This is a genomic window from Chryseobacterium sp. MEBOG06, assembly GCF_021869765.1.
Classification (GTDB): Bacteria; Bacteroidota; Bacteroidia; order Flavobacteriales; family Weeksellaceae; genus Chryseobacterium.
In genome coordinates this window covers 255495-276298 of record NZ_CP084580.1, presented here as the reverse complement: position 1 = coordinate 276298, position 20804 = coordinate 255495, and the positions used below count along the sequence as shown (strand labels likewise).

The window sequence follows — 20804 nt, the reverse complement described above, 5'->3', positions numbered from 1 at the left end:
CTTTTTATGATTTCTGATGAAGCTTCATCACCGATATCCTCAAACATGTTCTCCAAAATTGGAGTATTTACCATTGCCGGGCTTATTGATTCCTTCCTACAAGGATCAAATCTGCTCCGCTTTTGCTGCATTCTACAAAATAGCTTCTCCCGATTCCGGAAGAAGCCCCTGTAATAAGAATTGTTTTATTTTTTAATGAGAAAGCATCCATTAATCTTCAAAGTTTTCTTTCCCTATCGCATTCATAAGATCTGAAACAGTATCGATATCTTTAAACTGTTTGGTATCGATCTTTGCGCTGAAATTTTCATCTACAAATGCAATTACAGAAAGCAGGCTGATAGAATCATAGCTTTCTAAAGATTTTAAATTCGTTTCAGGAGTAAGCTTGTCATCTTCTTCCAGTTCTTCTTGTAGTTTTTCTAAAAAAACGGATGTTTTCATATTTATAATTTAAGATTTTATTTTTTATATTTCGATGATAGTGGCCCCCCAGGAATACCCTACTCCAAATCCGGCCATTAAAATTTTATCACCTTCTTTAAGCATTCCCTTATCCCTCATATTTTTAAGAGCAATAGGAATAGTTGCAGAAACTGTATTTCCGGTTTTCTCCATGTCAATATAAAACTTTTCTGCCGGAATTTTCGTTTTCTTTCTTAAATAATTCAGCATAAAAGAATTGGCCTGATGAAATACAAAATGGTCAATATCATCCATCGTCATATTGTTCACCTCAAGAGTTTCTTTTACCAACCCCGGAATATTTTCAATGGTGAAATTAAAAATTTCAGGACCGTTCATATACATATTTTCGGGACTAAACTCATGATCAGGGTTTACTTCAAAATCCTTCTTAAAAGCTCCTTTCTTCACGATAAGGTTTTCAGCACCACTTCCATCTGTTCCCAGGCAAAACTGGTAATCATTAATCCCTTCTGCCTTCTCGATAATTGCAGAAGCGGAAGCATCTCCGAATATACTTCGGTTTCCTTTATCATCAGGATGAATATGCTTGGTATATGTTTCTGAAGTAACCAGAAGAATACTTTTTGCAATTCCTGCTGAGATCAATCCTTTGGCAAAAGCCAATCCATACACAAATCCCGAACATCCAAGATTGAAATCTATTGCCCCGATATTTTTTCTAAGTCCTAATTTGTCCTGCAAAATGCAGGCCGTTGTAGGTAAAAAATATTCCGGACTTTGGGTACAAAATAAAATAAAATCTACTTTGTTTCTATCATAATTTTCAAAAAGTTTTTCCGAAGACTGTATAGCCATATCCAGCACGGTTTCGCTGTCAGAAGATATATGACGTTGGGTAATACCTACCTTTTCCTTAATTCTCTCTGAGCTCCATTCGGGAAATGCTCTTTCAAGATCCTCATTAGTTAATACATCCTGAGGCAGATAATATTCTATTTTTGAAATTTTCATCATATTAATAAATTTGTCTTTCTTTGCAAAAGTAAAGAAAAACAATGTACACTAGTGATGATTTTTATATTTAGAACCCTATTAAAAATAGACTCCCTCTATCATTCTTTTTTGAATAAGGCAAGCCTTGAAGCTGCAAAATACAGAGGCATGAAAGTAGGCAGAAATTTCAATATGCCTGATAAGATTTATTTTGGAACGGAGCCTTATCTTATCGAAATCGGTAATGACGTAAATATTGCCGGAGGAGTAAGATTTGTGAATCATGGTGGAACCACCACTCTGCTTAGAAAACTTCCGGGATATGAGGATGCAAGAATTCTTGGAAGAATAAAAATAGGAAATAACTGTACTATTGGGCTCAACTGTGTCATCATGCAGGATGTACAGATTGGAAACAACTGTATCTTAGGGGCCAATTCTGTATTATCACAGTCAATGCCAGACAATACCGTATTCATTGGAAATCCGGCTCAGTTTCTTTGCACTATTGAAGATTATGGTGATATTGTACTAAAAAACACCCCAGAATATCCCCGCGAATTAGAGAAAGACCGAAAAAAATTGGATGCCTATATCAAAGAAAATCTTCCTCACAAGTACAAAAAAGCAAGAAAAATTAAATAAATTTAGGCTTGTAAAATGATAAATCAACTCCTGTCACAGTCAGAATACTGTTCCCAATAATCGATAAAAACAAAAACAAATTGAAAAAGAAAAAACTCCTCATCCGCATAGGCTCTTTACGTCATGGTGGTGCAGAAAAGGTATTAGTTAATTTTCTCAAACACCTTCCTTCAGATAAATATGAAGTAGACTTGCTGGTCAATCTTTATTCAGGGCTATACATTAAAGACGTTCCTTCTTGGGTCAATGTATACTATCTTTTAAAAGGAGAAATGATTACAACCAACAGACCGCAGGATATCCCAGTGAAGGCTTACAGAGTTCTTTATCAGAAGATGTTTCTTTGGTTCCCTTCCCTTCTCTATAAATTTGTTTTAAAAAACAAAAAATACGATGTAGAAATCGCTGCGATCCATGCAATGTACAGAGAGATTCTTTCCAGCCCTCAAAAAGATTCAAAAAAGATTATTTGGGTACAGAATGATATCTTTAATTTGAAAGAATATACTCCAGAAGTTATCAGACAGTTTTTCAAATTCGACAGAATTTTAGTGATTTCCAACAAGCTTCAGGAAGGAATGCATACGCTTGCAAAAAATGAAGCTGAAAAACAATCGGTCATCAAAATATACAACCCCATTGATAAGAACGATACTTTGCAGAAAGCAGATGCTGTCATTCACGATTACCCTTTCACCAAGGATCTTCCTACTTTTGTAACAGTAGGAACCGTGTATCCTCAGAAAGGTTACGACAGGCTGCTTAATGTTCATAAAAAATTGATTGATGAAGGATTTAAACATCAGCTTTTAATCATCGGAGACGGGTATGATTTTAACAAGATTCAGGATCAGCTTAACATATTGGGACTTCAGGACACTGCAAAAATGCTTGGTTTCAGCAGCAATCCTTACCCTTATATGAAAAAGGCCGATTTTTATATTATGTCTTCAAGGCATGAAGGATTCCCTACGATCATCGCAGAAGCTCTCATCCTTAATAAGCCCATTTCTGCAACGGACATTTCCGGAATCAAAGATCTTCTGCAGGATGGAAAACTGGGAAATATTACCCCTAACTCTGAAGAAGGGATATATGAAGGGATGAAAAAGTTTCTTACAGATAAAAACAGTACTGAAGAATATAAAAAGCAGATTTCAGAAACGGAGCTTCCGTTTGTTTTAGAAAAATCTGTAGAGCATCTGCAGAAAATAATTGACGAAGTTTAAAAACACTTATCATGACTGATTACTCCATTATTCAAAAAGACTTTTACCGGGAAAGCGGAAAGTGGCTTTCAAATTTTGAAATCTGGAAAAAGTGCATCAATCCGAATCTCCACTTTATTTATATTTTAAGAATGGCTCAGAAATATCAGAATACATCTGTACTGAATATTTTCTGGAGGATTGTTTTAAGGCATTACCAGATCAAGTACGGATACCAGATCTATCCTGAAACTCAAATTGGAGAAGGTTTTTATCTGGGACACTGGGGAAGCCTGGTGATCAATCCTAAAACCGTCATTGGAAAAAACTGTAATATTGCCCAGGGAGTCACTATAGGACAGCAGAATCGTGGTAAAAATGAAGGTTCTCCTGTTATAGGTGACGAAGTCTGGATTGGCACTAATGCCGTGATCGTAGGTGCTGTTACCATAGGTAATAATGTTTTGATAGTTCCCAATTCTTATGTCAACTTTGATGTTCCTTCTCATTCTGTGGTCATAGGAAATCCTGCAAAAATAATCCCTACGGACAATGCAACCCAAGACTATATTAACCGTAAAGTATAATAAGCCCAAATAGTTATACTAAAAATCATTCTTGCTTTTATAGGTTATTTCATGTACATTTGTCAAAAAAAGCATTGTTTGGCTATAGAATATTAAGCAAATAGCAAATTTTTAAGGAATATAATCTTTTAAAAATTTAATAATCATAAGCTTTACAATGTTACTTGTTCTGAAAACAAACCACTTAATATTAAAAACACACCCCAATATTATTATTAATTTTAAAAGTAAATTTTGATGAAAAGCCTTATCCTTCCCCTCTGTTTTTTTTAGACTGTATTATCAATATTTTAGCATCATTGTGTATGATCACCGAAAATCCGGTAAAATAATCATCTGCAATGAGGCTTTAGCAGTTATCTATCAGAAGTTTTTGTAAGTTGACATACCACTTCGGCCGTAAAAATTACTATTTATTTCATATTAACTTTTTACAATCAATCCGCAAGTTTGATTCAACTTATTCTTATCCGAAAAACTTTTGATGCAGATTATAGTAAAAATCATCTAAAGACCACAGACAACATCGTACAACCATGCTCAAAAAAATAGTTCCCATTCTTACCATTATAAGTTATCTCACAGCATTTCTGCTTTCCTTCCCTTATATATTTGATAATTTATCCGGTGCAGAAAAACTGGAAAGCATCAGGAATATTTTCGAATACGGAATCATGTTCTGTTCCTTCCTTGTCTTCAATGCGCTTCTTTTTAAAAATAAATATACAGCCATTATAGCCGTTATACTATGCCTACTTTTAAGTATTAACGTTTTGATATCAACATCGTGTTTTTTTATTTATGACTCCGGCTTCAACGTGGGAATGGCCATAAGCATACTGGAATCTAACGTCAATGAGGCGATGAGTATGTCTTATATGTTTATTCTGCCGGGTATTTTATTTATCGTTTTTGTGGGTATGCTTTTGTATACCGTAAATTATCTGAAAAAAAATGTTGTCACCTTTAATTTTAAGTTTGGAGTCATTGCGTTAATATGGCTGATTCTACCTTTTTTCTTTTTTCTTAAACACAGATACATAAGCAATAAGGGCGGGGGGAAGATGATTAAAAGTGTCTATTATCATTTATCCGATTTCAATACGGCATTGAAAATTCAGGAAGATATTAATATGATTAAAAAAAATGTTCCTGTTTTCAATGTCAAAAAAGAACAGCCAGGGATAGAAAACGTCATTCTGATCATTGGAGAATCTGAAAGAAAACAGAATATGTCGCTATATGGCTATTCTAAAAAAACAACTCCCTACACAGACCAGGAAACCGGAAACATGATGATCTATGATCATGCAGTGTCTCCCGCAGGAATTACCAACCTAAGCGTTCCATTAATGCTTTCCAGTATCCACCCGGACGAATTCAGGTATCGTTATGATAAACTTTCATATAATATCATCAATCTGGCCAACCAGATAGGCTACAATTCATTTTGGATCAGTACACAGGCAAGTGCAAGAGGAATTACAGCAATAGCCTCCATGTCCAAAAACAAAAAATGGGTCAACGGCTATGATGAAGTGATCACTCCGGAATTGCAAAAAGTCATTCAGAAAAACGATAATAAGTTCATTGTTCTGCACATTATGGGAAGCCACCCTAACCCATGCAGCCGACTTCCCGAAACCTGGAACTCAGAAGGACTTGACTGCTATGACAGTTCTATAAAATATACAGACCATGTAATGAATGATATTTTCAAGACGCTTAAAAACACCAATTCTGTTGTCATCTATGCTTCGGATCATGGTCTTAAAATAGAGGGTGACAAATTACTGCATGTAGATTCTAAAGAATCTACACAGGTTCCTTTCTTTGTATGGTTTGGAGACAAAGTTCCTTCAGTATACAGAATTACCGGGCATGATCCTAAACTGATCCAGACCACTTATATTTATCCGCTGATCATGAAATATATGGGCTTAGAATCTCCTAAACATTATAAAAATGAAGAAAACAAATATTTGAATTTAAATATGAGGAGCATGGATTATGAGAAGCTGGAAGAATAAAGTGAAGATCTATTCTCCGGATTAAAATATTTTTCTGTTGATAAAATAGCGATAAAAAAGATTCCATACAGAGCATTCATTCGTGTAGTTACACACTTAAAATCAAGACATTAATTCATTCATATTTTAGAAGCAAATATATATTTATCGTGAACCTCATTCATAACTATACAAAACAATATACTATTTTTTAATATTTTAATTTACAAATCTCAAATTGTAATTTATACTTCGTAATTTTATCTTAGTTTTTTAAACGTTTGGATTACCAGATTATGCCTATTCATTATAAAGCAAACGATACCGGGAAATTAGATATGATTTTAAGCATATTTTAATATTAAACTTTGTTAAAACTGATTAAATCTTCGGCAAAAAGTATATTTTTGCATCATTATTGATTTAGTCTATTGATTTTGGAAATAATTTAAACGAAACAAATAATTATAAACTTTTTAAATTTAAAATTATGTCACAATCGTACAAAGTTATTCTCGAAAACAACAAAAAATGGGTAGAATCCAAAGTATCAGAAGATCCGGATTTCTTTCACAATCTGGCCAAAACTCAAAACCCGGATTATCTGTATATCGGATGTTCGGACAGCAGAGCCACAGCGGAAGAATTGATGGGGGCAAAGCCTGGAGAAGTATTTGTTCACAGAAACATTGCTAATGTTGTGAATACTTTAGATATGAGCTCCACAGCAGTTATTCAATACGCTGTAGAACATCTGAAAGTAAAACACATTATTGTTTGCGGGCATTACAACTGTGGCGGCGTAAAAGCAGCGATGACTCCTCAGGATTTAGGATTATTGAATCCATGGCTGAGAAATATTCGTGATGTTTACAGACTGCATCAGGCTGAGCTTGATTCTATTCAGGATGAAAACAAGCGTTATGACAGACTTGTAGAACTTAATGTTCAGGAGCAGTGCATCAACGTGATTAAAATGGCCTGCGTACAGGAAAGATACATTTTGGAAGAGTATCCTATTGTACACGGCTGGGTATTTGACCTTAGAACAGGTAAAATCATTGATCTGGAGATTGATTTTGAGAAAATCTTAAAAGATATCCAAAAGATCTATAATCTTACAAGTTCCGACTGGGTCATGAGCAGAAAAACAACGTAGTTTTTCTAAAAAGAATGTAAGATGAAATTCTGGAGTATTATTATATTAACGTTTTTTCTGAATTTTACGGCGCTGCCAAGCATTGCTGCGGTTGCGGGCTGGGATATTCTTAGAACGAATATAATAGTGAATGAAGAAGAACCACATTCTCACTCATCATCACTTATTGTTTACGAAAAGACGCTTCCGAAACCTTTGGATGTCTTTGACTATCTGAAGTTTTCTGAGCCTGATGTTCAGGGAATGTCTTTTGTACTGGTAGATGACTCTTTTCATCTATCCCCTTTCCTTTCCATATTTTCTCCCCCTCCGGAAGCTTAATTTCCATAATTAGATTTTTTTGATGCCTATTCCATATCAATTTTTGATATCGGATACACACGTACTTTAAAAATTAAAAACTTTTCAAACTTTCATAATTGACTTATTTAAAGATAAATAAGCCGGTTATATCTCACAGCTTCACATCATGAAAAAGACATCATTAATAGGAGGAATTAAGGAGAATATCCCTTCTGGACTCGTTGTATTCTTAGTGGCACTTCCACTATGTTTAGGAATTGCATTAGCTTCAGGCGCTCCGCCATTATCCGGAATCATCTCGGGTATCGTAGGAGGCTTAGTCGTAGGATTCATCAGTAATTCAAATATCTCAGTTTCAGGGCCTGCTGCAGGTTTAACGGCAATCGTTTTAACAGCGATAACAGATCTTGGCGCATTTGAACTCTTCCTTTGCGCAGGGATTATTGCAGGGCTTATTCAGCTGGCTTTAGGATTTGTAAGAGCTGGAAGTATTTCCAACTACTTTCCTAATAATGTCATTGAAGGAATGCTTGCAGCCATAGGAATCATTATTATTTTAAAACAGATTCCGCACGCCCTGGGATTCGATAAAGACTATGAAGGTCATGAATCCATTTTTGATAATGGTTTAAACTTTGGATATTTTACAGAATTATTTGGGGCTATCCATCCCGGTGCTATCGTTATTACTTTGGTTTCCGTAGCAGTTCTTATCGCATGGGACAAAATACATGTACTGAGAAGGATGAAAATGATGCCCGGAGCTTTGGTGGCCGTAATTGTAAGTATTGTTTTGAATCAAATATTCAAGATGTCAGGAAGTTCTCTGGCCATCGAAACCCAACATTTGGTTTCTCTACCTGTTCCACAGTCTCTGGATGATTTTAAAAATCTTATTGTCACTCCAGATTTTAACGGATTCACCAATATGAAAGTATGGATCGTGGGAGCAACTATTGCCATTGTAGCTTCTATTGAAACCTTACTCTGTATTGAAGCATCAGACAGACTGGACAGACAGAAAAGAATTACAGATACCAATCTTGAGCTTAAAGCCCAGGGAATTGGAAACCTTATCAGTTCATTCATTGGCGGACTTCCAATGACTTCAGTTGTTGTAAGGAGTTCTGCTAACGCAAATGCAGGAGCAACTTCAAAAATATCAGCGATTATCCATGGAGTCTTCTTATTGATCTGTGTACTTTCCATTCCTTTCATCTTGAATTTAATTCCATTGGCTACGTTGGCAGCGGTATTAATATTGGTGGGATACAAATTAGCAAAACCGGCTACTTTTAAACATTTCTGGCACTTAGGAAAATTCCAGTTTATTCCTTTTGTTGCAACGGTTGCAGCGATTGTTGCAACAGATTTATTAAAAGGTGTAGGAATAGGTCTTGCCATCTCTGTTTTTTATATTCTTCAGGGGAATATGAAAAGAGCTTATTACTTAAGCAGAGAAAAGCTGGACGATGCAGACGGAATCAAAATCAAGTTAGCCGAGGAAGTTTCATTTTTAAATAAGGCAGCCATCAAAAAGACGCTTAAAAATATTAAGTCCGGTTCTACAGTAACTATTGATGCAAGAAATACATCTTATATTGCGACAGATGTACTGGAAATGATTCAGGATTTTGCCAATATCCGCGCGAAAGAGCAGGACATCAATGTTGAACTTGCGGGCTTTAAAACTTCATACAGAGATTATGAAAGAAGTCAGGATTCACATATTCTGATTACTCATAAAAGAGCGATGTAATCTCATTTATCAGCAATTATTTTTTTAACTTTAAAATTCAAAAACAATAAAATTATCATATGAAAGCACATACACACGAAACTCAATCAACGATCACTCCGGAAAAAGCATTAGATTTTCTAAAAGAAGGAAACCAGAGGTTTGTCAATAACCTTAAAGCAAACAGAGATCTTCTGGAGCAGGTAAATGCTACTCGTGAGGGACAATGGCCTTTTGCAGTGGTTTTAAGCTGCATAGACAGCCGTACTTCCGCGGAGCTTATTTTTGATCAGGGATTAGGAGATGTTTTCAGCATCAGAATAGCGGGTAACTTTGTTAACCAGGATATTCTGGGGTCAATGGAGTTTGGCTGTAACGTAGCAGGCTCTAAGCTTATTGTAGTATTAGGCCATACTAAATGCGGAGCTTTGAAAGGCGGTCTGGATGCAGCACAGATTGAAGGAATGGGAATGGACAACCTGAACCACCTGATTAATCATTTTGATCCTATCATTAATGACATCATTGAAGAGAACGAGGAGCGTTCTTCAAAAAACAGTTCACTTTTAGAAAGACTAAACCAGCAGAATGTGAAAAATGCAATTGAAGACATCCGTAAACAAAGTTCAACACTTAAAAACCTTGAAGCTGAAGGTAAAATCAAAATTGTTGGAGCAAACTATGATGTTGAAACAGGCGCAGTAAGTTGGTTATAAGAAACCGAACTCTCATCAATACAGTATAAGTTATTTCAACTTAAACTTACTATCAATTATAATTTTTACGGTAAAGGCCATCGAAATTCGATGGCCTTTATTTTTTATTATATCTTCATAAAATAAATAGTCATGAACTGAACTAGTGACTAAGTAGACAAAAACAGAAATATATTTCATTTCAAAGAGAGGTATTTTTCACTATCAAAGATTAATTATATATTGCACTATTATTTGTATTGATAAAAGTTTGCCTTATCAAAATTAACACTAGAAAAACAACAAACATAAAGCATTAAGAAACAAACACATAAGCGATAAGTATTAATTATAAATGGATTTCATTAGTTTAATAAAAACACCAGAATTATTTCTTTTGTCAAATTTATTTTTATTAAAGAGAGAAAAGATACGACGTGATTTGTCACTGTGAAGCTATAGCCTTGTTATTGCAAAAAACTAATATTTAGAGATAAAAAAATATAAAGACAACTAGAAACTGTTTTTACAAAAATGTAGGTTTAAAGCGTCCGATTTTATAGCAGTGGGCGCCGTTATAGGTGGTTACTTAACAGGTGTAAAAGCTAATGGCTCATGGAATCCTGTAAAATGGAACTGGGGAGCAACTTGGGTGGGTAATTGCGATGGGTGCTGCTGCCGGAGCTATTAACGGCTTTGCCACTGCAGTAATGTTTGGGGAAGATGTAATAGAAGGAACCCTAATAGGTGGTTTGTCAGGAGCAGCTATAGGAGGTGCTGCAGGTGCAATTGCCGGAACAATAGGCCAAATTGCCCAAAATGCAAAAGCTGCTAGAATAGGTGCTCCACAAGGAACAATCTTAAAGGGTGCTCCTATTGCTACTGGTAGAAGTGCATGGACTTTAAACACTACTCCGAAAACTACAACAGTAGGAACAACACCTGGAAAAATACCTCCTATTGTAATTGGAGATATAGAAGTAGGAACCGCTGATGAAATTGTTGGCTATAATTTCGTTAATGAACAACCAGTTCCAATATATAAGGAAGGTCCCAAAGTTATCTATAAGGGAGAGTATACAGGTAAAACTATTAGTGAGGAAATGGTCAAAGTACGTCACCACACATCATATAAAGCTCTTAAAGGAATTAAGAAAAGTGGAACAATAAATGCATCTAGAGGTGAACCATTAGGAGTAGATGTAGAAGTTCAACCATTTTTAAAAGCAACTGAAGTTGAATTAGGCCAAGCAAATAAAGGATCATATATTGAGTTTTCTGTTCCAAAAAGTCAAGTAGGACACCTGCATCTAAAGGTATTGGAGGAAAGGAAATGCAGGACGAATTGTAACCGGAGGTCCCCCATTAAAAATATCAGATTCTGCTCCAAAGTTTGTAAGATGGATTGGCTAGGTCTTTAATTTTTTTATTATGAAAAATATTCAATTAAACTATTCACAACTACTGTTTTTATATGCATACTTAAGATCAATTGATCTTTCACTTGATAGAAACAAATGGACTACTTGGGATGAGCTTCAGGATTATTTTAAAAACATGATAGCACCTTCTCAAGTCGCACAATATCTTATTAATATTTTTAATTTACCCAAAACAGATTTTAAGAATTTTAATTTTACACCACAAAAAAAATCTTTACTTAATAGGCTAAGGCCAATTATATTTAAAACTTTTCCATTAAAGCAGGACGAAATCATATATTGTTGCAAACTCTTATTTCAATTTGATGAAGTACTCCATTCAGATATAAAAAAATACCATTTAGGGATTGAAAGAATAAGAATAGATATTGCTGAATACTATTCAAATATTTTAGGCCGAATGATATTATTGAATGATTTAGATAAACTGATGAAAATTGAACACTTTTGGCAAAGTGAGAAAATTGATATTTCTAAATTAGAAGAATTTATACCTAGCGATTTTGGATAAACCTATTATAGTTTTTAGGTAATAAAAATTATTCTTCAACGATAATGAGATGACTACCTCAAAATGGGGTAGTCATTCTTTTAAGTATTACTATAATCTTAATCTTGGGGCTTCCTAATCCCAATCCGGAATCATTTCCCGTTAAATGCAGACATCGTGTTATTTAATCCGGCAAATACGAAAGAAAGGCTGGCCTTGGAAAAGGTTTCAATTCTCTCCGGCAGTTTTTCCGACTCTTCTTCATTCCAGGTTCCGAGAACATAATCTACCTGTCGCCCAGCAGAAAAATCGGCAGAAATCCCAAAACGCAGTCTTGCATAGTTTTGGGTCTGCAGGACTTCATTAATATTTTTCAGCCCGTTATGCCCTGCATCAGATCCTTTTCCTTTCATCCTTAATGTTCCGAAAGGAAGAGCCAGATCATCGGTTACGATCAGTACATTTTCTAAAGGGATATTTTCTTTCTGCATCCAGTATTTTACGGCATTTCCGGAAAGATTCATATAGGTATCAGGTTTAAGAACAAAAACTTTTCTGCCTTTATGTTTACCTTCGGCCATCCATCCAAAATTAGCTGTATTGAATGAAGTGCCAAGTGTTTCAGCAATTTTCTCTGCCACTTTAAATCCTATATTATGTCGTGTATTTTCATATTCTGAGCCTTTGTTTCCAAGCCCGACGATTAAATATTTCATCAGAAATTTTTTGCAAAATTAAGCGATAAAAAATAAAAAACTCAATCTTAGGAAAGATTGAGTTTCAATATTGTCAAAAAAGTCTTCTATTGTGGTTTGTAGATGTAGTTCACACCGTATCCTTTCGTCATATAAGTCTGAGGATCATAAACATAATTGGTACTCTTTACAATTGGAGTTGGAATAGGTGGCGTAAGATCCGTCACCGACCATCTCTTAGGGTTGTTTGGAGATAAAATAAGACTTTCTTTATCATTGATCTCTGTAGATAATAATCTTGAAATTTTATACACATGTGGAAGTAATGTGAAAGGGCTCACCTGATCATCATATGCATAATATTCATAACTGAATTTTCCGGTTACACCTCCAAAAATACCTCCTGCCATAGGGCCATAATATCTTATTACTTTGGAAACGTTATCTCCTACATAGCTGTAAGCCGTCCTTGAGTAATCTGTGTAATTAAACTGAGTTCCGGCAACATCCGGTCCGTTTCTCATAATAATAGAATCTAGTTTCCCTGTAGATACACTGTATTTTATGTTATAAAGAGTTTTCTCTTTTTTCAATAATGTCTGTGGACCTGGAGTAGTTGATGGCAGTACGGGCGGAGGTCTTCTGAAAGTAGAACGGTTTTCAGAAATTGTTGCCAATTTGCTATTGTTTGCATACGTGAATAATTGGGTATAAGATATACTGTCTTTATCCAACTTTCCATTTCCATCAAGATCTAAAAAGCCATTAAAGTTAATTTGGCTGATTTTGTCACCACTGTACATAATATCCGTGATAGAAGCACTGTCCGTGATCACTTTTGTCACAAGAAGTCCACTGTAGTGATATTCTGCAATAGTATCTTTAGAAGTTATTTCTCTGTATAATGCTCTTGGGCCGCTTAATCCTTCTGTTGTATTAAGGTCTAATAAAGGATTCCCATCCTCATCCAATAAACTCTTACAAGAATGTATTGAGGAAAAGCCTGCTATTAATAAAATAAAATAGAAAATTTGTTTCATTTCCTGGTAATTGATTAATTTTTTGACAAATATAATTTTTTTTGCTTAAAAATTATATGATTATTTATATTCTGATGTGATTCTTAATTATAGCTTTCCTATAAATTTTTATAGCTATAAGTCAAATTCTGATTTTTCTCTATAACAGGGTATCCCTGATTGTCATATGAATAGCTTTGAGCTGTATTCGTTGAAGAAGACGGCGTTTGTATGTACATAGAAGTAGGGTTGCTTGGGGATAATCTGTAGAAATTAATTGGATCTATCAGCCCCTGCATAATGAAGTACGTTGATGGAAGTGTAGAGAACGGGCTTTTTTTACCGTCATAATTTTGAAAGTTGTACTTTGTAACCGTGGCTGTACCCTGCTCCGGAGCTCCATTAATATCCAGTATGCCTTTTGTACAAACCACCTGAAAAACCTCGTTTCCGGTATAAACAAAAGCATATTCTATGAATCTGTTATAAGCACTAATTCCCCCTGCTTTTCTTTTTTCAAGAATCTTAGTCAGTTTATCTGTTGCTACATCGTAGGAGAAAGTATAATCACTTACATGAGATAAGGCAGGTGTTGTTCCCGTTCCTGTACAGGTTGCATTATAAATTTTCTTCCCGGTACCATCGGGGATAATATTAAACTCATAGGCAAGACTGGCTGTTGCAGAACTTACGAACTTCACTTTAGTAATATTTTTGTCGGTATAGGTTACCGTTCCTGTGTAATACGCACTTACATTCGTTGCGCTCTCATCTTTAAATACTGCCTGCTGCAAAATTCCGGTTACCGGGGCTGTCATATATTCTTCACGGGAAACATTATTCACGCTGATCTTCGTCAGAACTTTTTGGGGTGGAATTCCCGGATCAGGATCAGGGATAGATTCTGTTGGGTCCGATGTAGTATTACATGCTGCCAGCAGCCCTAGAAAAGCAATACCGGCAAACATTTTAAGAAAATAGTTTTTTACCATAGAGAGTTTTTTAGATTGTTCAAATATAATTCAATTTTCGATAATACACTCTACTTTATTCAAACAAATTCACAAGGAATAGAGTTAATAAGCAAAAAAATCTAAAAACATAACGTTTCTAGATTTCTATTTATTGTATAAGTGTAAAAATTAATAAGGCTGCAATACAGAAGTCGTCAGAACCGACTGAGACATATCACTATTAAGGTATGTCGCATCAACAGCTCTTCCTATTCCCAGTGTAGTCCCTGAAATTGCTCTTTTTGTACAGGCAACTTTAACCGTATATTTATTTTGAGGATTCAGATTTGTAAGGGTAGCATTAAGATTAAAAATCTTGTAAGCCCCTGTATCCCCCAATAAAACATCTGTTCTTACGGCTCTAAGCTTATTATCTATAAAAATTCCGCAGGCAAAAGTCGCAGAATTTGTTCCCGTTTTCTGAACCGTAGTCTGAAATGAAAAAGTGGCCTTATTCGTTCCATTGGTCACAGAAAATGAGTCAGTTGCTTGGGGAAGTACCGTCCAGTTAGTTCCCAAAGCTTCTCCGTCACTATAAGGATTTGTCAATCCGTTATTCCCGGAAAAAGTAATTCCTGTATTGTCTGCCACCGTATTGATTGAAAACACAGACATACTTCCTTGTCCATCAGCAATTTTAATCGTTTTCCAGTCATTTGCGGTCAATGTAGAGTTATTATGTAAAATATCTCCTGCTGTTCCGGCAGATCCTTTCAGTACATCTGTACCCCCTGTTCTTAATTCTTTGTTGATATTGAGATCTCCATTAACATCTAACATATTAGTTGGGCTAGGAGTATTAATACCCACCTGAGCCTTTACACCTGCAACTAACACAAGAGATATTACAAATACTATTTTTTTCATAATCTGCTTAGTTTATAACATTATTAAAAACCTCAGGAACTTCATATACATCTACCTTAAGAGATGATTGAGAGATAAAGCTGTTGATATTAGTATAGACATTTGTACCTATTGTAAGGGTATTATTTGAAGCACCATAAGAACCTAATCTTGTACACGCAACACTTACTTTATGAGTTCCTTTAGAAAGGTTCTCTACAATTCCTATCTGAGTATGAGTAAGGAACGGATACTGGGCATTGATTGCCTTCAAATTCCTTTGACGCAAATTCACCAATTTATCATCGACAAAAATCCCGCATGCATAATCTATTGAAGTATCCGTAGTACCCGCTACCCCAAAGTCGGCCTGTACTACTGTTTCAAACAGAAAATAAGCTTTACTTTGAGTACTGAATACCGTTATATCTTGTGAAAGTCCGTCAATTTTTTTAAACTTCGAAAGAGTACTGTATTCTTTTCCTTTGGTAAAAGTACCACCTCTCGAACCGTAATTTACAGTAGAATCATCTGAAGATGTAAAACTGGCTCCTACTTTATCAGAAAATGAGTTATTATAGATCAAATAAAACTTATTAGTCTCATACTCAGGAATACGAAGTGTTTTCCAGACCGGTGGGAGTCCTTCTCCCCGGGAAACCAGCAACTGATCATTATTCCCCTGAGAAACAGAATTATCAGAAGCATCAAAAACAGCAATTTTATTCCTGAAGTTTATATCTCCATTCACATCCAGTGTTGACCGTGGGGTTTCGGTTTTGATTCCTACTTGAGCTGACAATAAAAGCCCTATAGTAAGAAACAAAGTTGATAATAGTTTTTTCATCGTTTGATTAATTTTTATAAGTCACAAATTCAAGGACATCGATCTTCATATCAGATTCCAGCGTAAATGCATTAGAAGCTCCATTGGAACTCTGTACATCACGACCTATTGCGAATTGTGCGTTCGTATTTGAAGTTTCAATCTTTCTACAGGCAATCTCAACCTTATGAGGACCTATCGGAACATTCTGCTCAGTATAATTCAGGGTAAAGATATAATCCTGAAGACCTTGTTTTGCAGCATTATTATTAGAAGCAATCCTGTCAGGACGCACCGCTACCAGAGCTCCGTTTCTGAAAACCCCACAGGTAAACCTTACATTATCGGAAGTACCGGGTGCAGGTGCTTTTATTTCAACTCCTGTCTGAAACTGATAAGTAAGCCTGTTTTTTCCGTTTTTGATAGTAAAATTAGTCTCAAGATTGGTGATTTTCACCCATTTCCCTTTCGAAACATCAGAGACAAGATCTCCGACACTATTTTTGTAAACAATACTGTTTCCGGTAGTATCGGGAAGATTGATGATCCCGGTCTGATCCGAAGATAAGTATGAATTGATTAATTTGTACTGCCCCTCTTCTATAAAAGAAAGATTCAAAGATTTCCAGACAGGTGGCAGTCCCTCTCCCTGAGAAATCAAAACCTGACCGTTCAATCCGGCGTCCCCAACCTGCGTTGAAGTTCCCCCTACTCTAAGTTCTTTTCTTAGGGTAGTTTTACCATTCACATCGAGACTAGACTTTGGTTTGGGAGTCCCGATTCCCACCTGTGCGTGAATTTGGAAAGATAATAATCCAATTACGCAACAATATATAGTTTTTTTCATAATGAGGACTGCAAAGGTACAAATTGAAGTCCTAAAAATTCCAGTTATACCCCCATAAAGCCATAGAAATAAACACATTACAGCATAGAATTAATCACACATAAAAGTAGAATTATTTCTACATAACTCTAATTTTTCTACCAGAAAAAAATAATGTACCGCTCCAATCCCTTGCTGTATCAGGGATTACAGATTATTTTTTATCAATAAAAAGTGATTTTAACACCATGAAAAGGGCATTAATTCTCCTCAGAATGAATATTTCAGAATAAAAACCTGATAATAATCATAAAAAAACATATAAAAACTTAAGTTCTTATATGTTTATAAAAATTTTATGGGAAATTTTACGATATATGAAAAGTACCGCTTAATTATGCTCTATGATAGCCTTCAGAAGCATATTGACCTCATCTACATTTTTCACTTTCTCTTTTCTCATCATAAGCTGATTAGCTTCCTTCCCTGCCTTTTCTTTCAGCTGTGCTTCAGCAGGATTTTGGGTCAGATAATTAATGATATGTCTGAATCTGTCTGTCTGATAAAACTTATCCTGGGGATTACCTGGAAAATATCCTAAAAACACTCCGTTTTTCATAACAATTTTCTCAAAACCGATCTCTGCTGCAAGCCATTTTAAAGAAACACTTTTCAATAGGTTAACAGCTTCTTTAGGCAGCGCACCAAAACGATCGATCAATTCAAGCTCAAACTGATGAAGCTCAGGTTCATTATTAATCTCAGCGATTTTCTGATACAGCAATAATCTTTCTTCCGTATTATAGATATAAGAATCCGGCAGCAGCAATTCTAAATCAGTATCAATATTCACATCCTTTACTGACTTGAAAAGCTTCTGTCTGTCTTCTTCGTTGTCAAATAAATTTTCAAAATCTGCATCATCTTTCAATTCTTCGAGGGCCTCCTGCATCAATTTCTGATAAGTTTCGAATCCCATCTCATTAATAAATCCGCTCTGTTCACCACCCAGCAAATCTCCGGCTCCCCGGATCTCAAGATCTTTCATTGCAATCTGGAAACCGCTTCCAAGATCAGAAAACTGCTCAATGGCCTCCAAACGTTTTCTGGCATCTGAAGTTATCATATCATAAGGCGGCGTGATCAGGTAGCAGAAAGCTTTTCTATTGCTTCGCCCTACTCTTCCTCTCATCTGGTGAAGATCCGCCATTCCAAATTTCTGTGCATCATTAATGAAAATTGTATTGGCATTAGGAACATCCACTCCACTTTCTACAATGGTGGTAGAAACCAATACATCATACTTCCCTTCCATAAAGTCCAGCACATTCTTTTCCAGCTGCTTTCCTTCCATCTGCCCATGTCCGGTAATCACTCTTGCATCCGGAACCAGCCTCTGGATAAGCCCGGCAATATCTTTAAGGTTTTCAATTCTATTATTAATAAAATAGACCTGCCCGTCTCTCTGAAGCTCATAAGAAACCGCATCACGCAGAATTTCTTCATTGAATCCTACCATTTGTGTATCTACAGGCTGTCTGTTTGGCGGCGGCGTTTTAATGACTGATAGATCTCTTGCAGCCATTAAAGAAAACTGCAGGGTTCTTGGAATTGGAGTAGCCGTTAAAGTAAGGGTATCAACATTGTTTTTCAATGTCTTCAGTTTGTCTTTCACTGAAACCCCGAATTTATGCTCTTCATCAATAATTAACAATCCAAGATCTTTAAACTTTACAGAATTGCTTGCCAACTGATGGGTACCGATGATAATATCCACTTTCCCTTCCTTCAGATCACCCAGTGTTTCCGATTTTTGTTTTGCTGTTCTAAACCGGTTGACATAGGAAACATTCACCGGGAAATCTTTCAGTCTTTCTTTGAAACTTCTGTAATGCTGAAATGCCAAAATAGTTGTTGGCACCAAAACAGCAACCTGCTTACCATCTGTTGCCGCCTTAAATGCAGCACGAATTGCAACTTCTGTTTTACCAAATCCTACATCTCCACACACCAGACGATCCATCACTGTATCTGCCTCCATGTCTTTTTTCACATCCAGAGTAGCTTTTTCCTGATCCGGAGTGTCTTCATAAATAAAACTCGCCTCCAGCTCATTCTGCAGATAAGAATCCGGTGTAAAAGCAAAACCTCTTGCCGTTTTTCTCTGTGCATATAGTTTAATAAGATCAAAAGCAATCTGCTTTACCTTTGCTTTGGTTTTCTGTTTTAAAGATTTCCAGGCAGGAGAACCGAGCTTGCTAAGAACAATCTCTCTTCCCTCCGGTCCGTTATATTTTGAAATCTTATGAAGCGAATGAATACTTACATATAATAAATCTCCGTTTTTATAAGTCAGTTTAAAACATTCCTGAATTTTACCGTCATTATTTACCTTTACCAATCCCATAAATTTTCCGATTCCGTGGTCAATATGGGCGATATAGTCTCCGATTTTCAAAGACATAAGATCTTTCAGAGTAAGCTGTTCAGATTTGGCAAATGTATTTTTCGCCTTATATCTTTGATAACGGTCAAAAATCTGGTGGTCTGTATAGACCATTAACTTATGAGTATGGTCTACAAACCCTTCATGAAGCTCAGATTTAAAGCTTTTAAAAGGAAGTTCATGTTCCAGCTCTTCAAAAATAGATTCCAGTCTTTCTTTCTGTTTTTCCGTAGAAAAAGAGATCCAGGTATCAAATCCGTCTGCCTGCTTTTCTTCAATGTCTTCAATCAGCAGTTCAAAGTTTTTATGGAAAGACGGCTGTGGCAGCTGTTCCATTTTAATTTCGGCAAGATCCTTCAAGCCTTCAATCATCTCACTTCCAAAATCAACTGTTTTAAATTTTTTAAAATCAAACAGAAATTCCTGATCGGAAATAAAAAGCTCCTGAGGAGTTCTATGGGCAATATTTTTATTTAAAGTATCATATTTTTCCAGCGATTTCTCGTAGAATGTTTTAATTTTCAGCATTCCTACCTTTCCATTTCTTGAAACCACATAGCTTTCCGGAGGTAATAACTGAAGCAACGAAACCCTGCTTCCGGTTACTGAGAAATTCATATTGGAGACCAACTGAAATTCTTTTACCTTCTCTACAGAAAGCTGCGTCTCTATGTCAAAAGTTTTAATGCTTTCCACTTCATTGCCGAAGAAAGTAATCCGGTACGGTTTTTCATAAGAGTAAGAAAAGACGTCTACAATCCCTCCTCTTACTGAGAATTCCCCAGGTTCTGAAACAAAATCAGCCTGCTGAAAATGATAATGAGTAAGTAATTCATCCACAAAATCAAAATCCAGCTGATCGCCTACTTTTATATGATGTGAAATGGCTTTAAAATCTTCTTTCTTCAGAACTTTTTCTGACAAAGCCCCTGCATAAGCTACAATCACTTTTGGGGACCGCCCGGAATTAATCTTATTCAAGACTTCTGTTCTTAATACCAGATTGGCATTCTGTGTCTTTTCAACCTGATAGGGCTCCATATGGGTGGCGGGGAAATACAGCACCTTTTCTTTTCCCAAGAGATCTTCCATTTCTGTATTGGCATATAAAGCATCTTCCTTATCATCTATGAGATAAAGAATATTTTTCTTCTGAACTAAAAATAGTTCGGACACAAAAACGGACACCGAAGATCCGGCGCTTCCCTTTACAGCAATATGCTGACTATTTTCTAACTGAGTGAAAATTTCTTTTCCAAACTCCTTTTGCATCAGATCTGGAAGAAACTTTTCTTTGATGGATTTTAACTGCATAAATAGTAATGGTATAAACGACAAAAGCGATTTCGGGAGTTTTCCGAAACCGTTTACACCCTGCAAAGGTACGGATATTTTTTTCTCTGGATAAAAATGCAGAGAGTTTTAGATTTAAAAT

General features: G+C 35.8%; 20 protein-coding genes. 10 read left to right on the top strand and 10 right to left on the bottom strand.

The genetic code is table 11. The features are described from left to right. Window positions 1-82: 82 nt before the first annotated feature. Genes LF887_RS01200 through LF887_RS01190 form a run of 3 tightly spaced genes read right to left on the bottom strand, consistent with a single transcriptional unit; the run spans window position 83 to window position 1485 of the window. On the bottom strand, window positions 83-211 hold the full coding sequence (locus LF887_RS01200) for an SDR family NAD(P)-dependent oxidoreductase (protein WP_236857017.1): 129 nt from the start codon (window positions 209-211) through the stop codon (window positions 83-85). Further along, window positions 211-444, bottom strand: a complete 234-nt coding sequence (locus LF887_RS01195; RefSeq protein WP_236857016.1) for a phosphopantetheine-binding protein — start codon at window positions 442-444, stop codon at window positions 211-213. Before LF887_RS01195 ends, LF887_RS01200 begins: the two co-directional genes overlap by 1 nt. Before the next feature lie 24 nt (window positions 445-468). Further along, window positions 469-1485: a 3-oxoacyl-ACP synthase III family protein gene (locus LF887_RS01190; protein WP_262912503.1), complete on the bottom strand. Its 1017-nt coding sequence runs from the start codon at window positions 1483-1485 to the stop codon at window positions 469-471. Window positions 1486-1497: 12 nt separating this feature from the next. Here LF887_RS01190 and LF887_RS01185 point away from each other — a divergent pair, with 12 nt between their 5' ends. The 10 genes from LF887_RS01185 to LF887_RS01140 all read left to right on the top strand — a co-directional run bounded on the left by LF887_RS01185 (window position 1498) and on the right by LF887_RS01140 (window position 11719). After that, complete coding sequence (locus LF887_RS01185; protein ID WP_236857014.1) at window positions 1498-2067, top strand: acyltransferase; 570 nt, start codon at window positions 1498-1500, stop codon at window positions 2065-2067. Window positions 2068-2147: 80 nt separating this feature from the next. Beyond that, on the top strand, window positions 2148-3296 hold the full coding sequence (locus LF887_RS01180; protein ID WP_236857013.1) for a glycosyltransferase: 1149 nt from the start codon (window positions 2148-2150) through the stop codon (window positions 3294-3296). A gap of 11 nt (window positions 3297-3307) precedes the next feature. Further along, window positions 3308-3862 (top strand): serine O-acetyltransferase, encoded by a 555-nt coding sequence (locus LF887_RS01175; RefSeq protein WP_236857012.1) that lies wholly within the window; start codon window positions 3308-3310, stop codon window positions 3860-3862. 536 nt (window positions 3863-4398) lie between these two features. Next, a complete protein-coding gene (locus LF887_RS01170) occupies window positions 4399-5892 on the top strand; it encodes a phosphoethanolamine transferase (RefSeq protein WP_236857011.1) in 1494 nt (497 codons plus the stop codon). 469 nt (window positions 5893-6361) lie between these two features. After that, a complete protein-coding gene (locus LF887_RS01165) occupies window positions 6362-7030 on the top strand; it encodes a carbonic anhydrase (RefSeq protein WP_236857010.1) in 669 nt (222 codons plus the stop codon). A 21-nt stretch (window positions 7031-7051) separates the two neighbouring features. After that, window positions 7052-7351, top strand: coding sequence for a hypothetical protein (locus LF887_RS01160; protein WP_236857009.1), 300 nt, complete (start codon window positions 7052-7054; stop codon window positions 7349-7351). Window positions 7352-7499: 148 nt separating this feature from the next. Continuing rightward, window positions 7500-9092: a SulP family inorganic anion transporter gene (locus tag LF887_RS01155; protein WP_236857008.1), complete on the top strand. Its 1593-nt coding sequence runs from the start codon at window positions 7500-7502 to the stop codon at window positions 9090-9092. A 59-nt stretch (window positions 9093-9151) separates the two neighbouring features. After that, entirely contained in the window at window positions 9152-9787 is a 636-nt protein-coding gene (locus LF887_RS01150) for a carbonic anhydrase (protein WP_236857007.1), read from the top strand. A gap of 644 nt (window positions 9788-10431) precedes the next feature. Beyond that, window positions 10432-11187, top strand: a complete 756-nt coding sequence (locus tag LF887_RS01145) for a hypothetical protein (RefSeq protein ID WP_236857006.1) — start codon at window positions 10432-10434, stop codon at window positions 11185-11187. Between the two features lie 10 nt (window positions 11188-11197). Beyond that, window positions 11198-11719: a hypothetical protein gene (locus tag LF887_RS01140; protein WP_236857005.1), complete on the top strand. Its 522-nt coding sequence runs from the start codon at window positions 11198-11200 to the stop codon at window positions 11717-11719. A gap of 131 nt (window positions 11720-11850) precedes the next feature. Here the strand turns inward: LF887_RS01140 and pth are convergent, their stop codons facing one another. The 7 genes from pth to mfd form a co-directional block, all read right to left on the bottom strand. Next, on the bottom strand, window positions 11851-12414 hold the full coding sequence (pth, locus tag LF887_RS01135) for an aminoacyl-tRNA hydrolase (RefSeq protein WP_236857004.1): 564 nt from the start codon (window positions 12412-12414) through the stop codon (window positions 11851-11853). A gap of 86 nt (window positions 12415-12500) precedes the next feature. After that, window positions 12501-13433 carry a hypothetical protein gene (locus LF887_RS01130; RefSeq protein ID WP_236857003.1) on the bottom strand — a complete coding sequence of 311 codons (933 nt, stop codon included), beginning with the start codon at window positions 13431-13433 and terminating at the stop codon, window positions 12501-12503. 98 nt (window positions 13434-13531) lie between these two features. Then, window positions 13532-14404, bottom strand: coding sequence for a hypothetical protein (locus tag LF887_RS01125; protein ID WP_236857002.1), 873 nt, complete (start codon window positions 14402-14404; stop codon window positions 13532-13534). Between the two features lie 150 nt (window positions 14405-14554). Beyond that, a complete protein-coding gene (locus LF887_RS01120; RefSeq protein WP_236857001.1) occupies window positions 14555-15292 on the bottom strand; it encodes a hypothetical protein in 738 nt (245 codons plus the stop codon). A 7-nt stretch (window positions 15293-15299) separates the two neighbouring features. Beyond that, window positions 15300-16118, bottom strand: coding sequence for a hypothetical protein (locus LF887_RS01115; RefSeq protein WP_236857000.1), 819 nt, complete (start codon window positions 16116-16118; stop codon window positions 15300-15302). 7 nt (window positions 16119-16125) lie between these two features. Beyond that, window positions 16126-16944: a hypothetical protein gene (locus LF887_RS01110; RefSeq protein WP_236856999.1), complete on the bottom strand. Its 819-nt coding sequence runs from the start codon at window positions 16942-16944 to the stop codon at window positions 16126-16128. Between the two features lie 370 nt (window positions 16945-17314). Then, the gene (mfd, locus tag LF887_RS01105) at window positions 17315-20683 is read right to left on the bottom strand and encodes a transcription-repair coupling factor (protein WP_236856998.1); all 3369 of its coding nucleotides are present in this window, start codon (window positions 20681-20683) and stop codon (window positions 17315-17317) included. Window positions 20684-20804 lie beyond the last annotated feature (121 nt).

Excerpts from the sequence above, each read along its gene's own strand:
- LF887_RS01200 (WP_236857017.1), bottom strand. The coding sequence starts at position 211 with ATGGATGCTTTCTCATTAAAAAATAAAACAATTCTTATTACAGGGGCT.
- LF887_RS01195 (WP_236857016.1), bottom strand. The coding sequence starts at position 444 with ATGAAAACATCCGTTTTTTTAGAAAAACTACAAGAAGAACTGGAAGAA.
- LF887_RS01185 (WP_236857014.1), top strand. The coding sequence starts at position 1,498 with ATGATTTTTATATTTAGAACCCTATTAAAAATAGACTCCCTCTATCAT.
- LF887_RS01175 (WP_236857012.1), top strand. The coding sequence starts at position 3,308 with ATGACTGATTACTCCATTATTCAAAAAGACTTTTACCGGGAAAGCGGA.
- LF887_RS01170 (WP_236857011.1), top strand. The coding sequence starts at position 4,399 with ATGCTCAAAAAAATAGTTCCCATTCTTACCATTATAAGTTATCTCACA.
- LF887_RS01165 (WP_236857010.1), top strand. The coding sequence starts at position 6,362 with ATGTCACAATCGTACAAAGTTATTCTCGAAAACAACAAAAAATGGGTA.
- LF887_RS01160 (WP_236857009.1), top strand. The coding sequence starts at position 7,052 with ATGAAATTCTGGAGTATTATTATATTAACGTTTTTTCTGAATTTTACG.
- LF887_RS01155 (WP_236857008.1), top strand. The coding sequence starts at position 7,500 with ATGAAAAAGACATCATTAATAGGAGGAATTAAGGAGAATATCCCTTCT.
- LF887_RS01150 (WP_236857007.1), top strand. The coding sequence starts at position 9,152 with ATGAAAGCACATACACACGAAACTCAATCAACGATCACTCCGGAAAAA.
- LF887_RS01145 (WP_236857006.1), top strand. The coding sequence starts at position 10,432 with ATGGGTGCTGCTGCCGGAGCTATTAACGGCTTTGCCACTGCAGTAATG.
- LF887_RS01140 (WP_236857005.1), top strand. The coding sequence starts at position 11,198 with ATGAAAAATATTCAATTAAACTATTCACAACTACTGTTTTTATATGCA.
- pth (WP_236857004.1), bottom strand. The coding sequence starts at position 12,414 with ATGAAATATTTAATCGTCGGGCTTGGAAACAAAGGCTCAGAATATGAA.
- LF887_RS01130 (WP_236857003.1), bottom strand. The coding sequence starts at position 13,433 with ATGAAACAAATTTTCTATTTTATTTTATTAATAGCAGGCTTTTCCTCA.
- LF887_RS01125 (WP_236857002.1), bottom strand. The coding sequence starts at position 14,404 with ATGGTAAAAAACTATTTTCTTAAAATGTTTGCCGGTATTGCTTTTCTA.
- LF887_RS01120 (WP_236857001.1), bottom strand. The coding sequence starts at position 15,292 with ATGAAAAAAATAGTATTTGTAATATCTCTTGTGTTAGTTGCAGGTGTA.
- LF887_RS01115 (WP_236857000.1), bottom strand. The coding sequence starts at position 16,118 with ATGAAAAAACTATTATCAACTTTGTTTCTTACTATAGGGCTTTTATTG.
- LF887_RS01110 (WP_236856999.1), bottom strand. The coding sequence starts at position 16,944 with ATGAAAAAAACTATATATTGTTGCGTAATTGGATTATTATCTTTCCAA.
- mfd (WP_236856998.1), bottom strand. The coding sequence starts at position 20,683 with ATGCAGTTAAAATCCATCAAAGAAAAGTTTCTTCCAGATCTGATGCAA.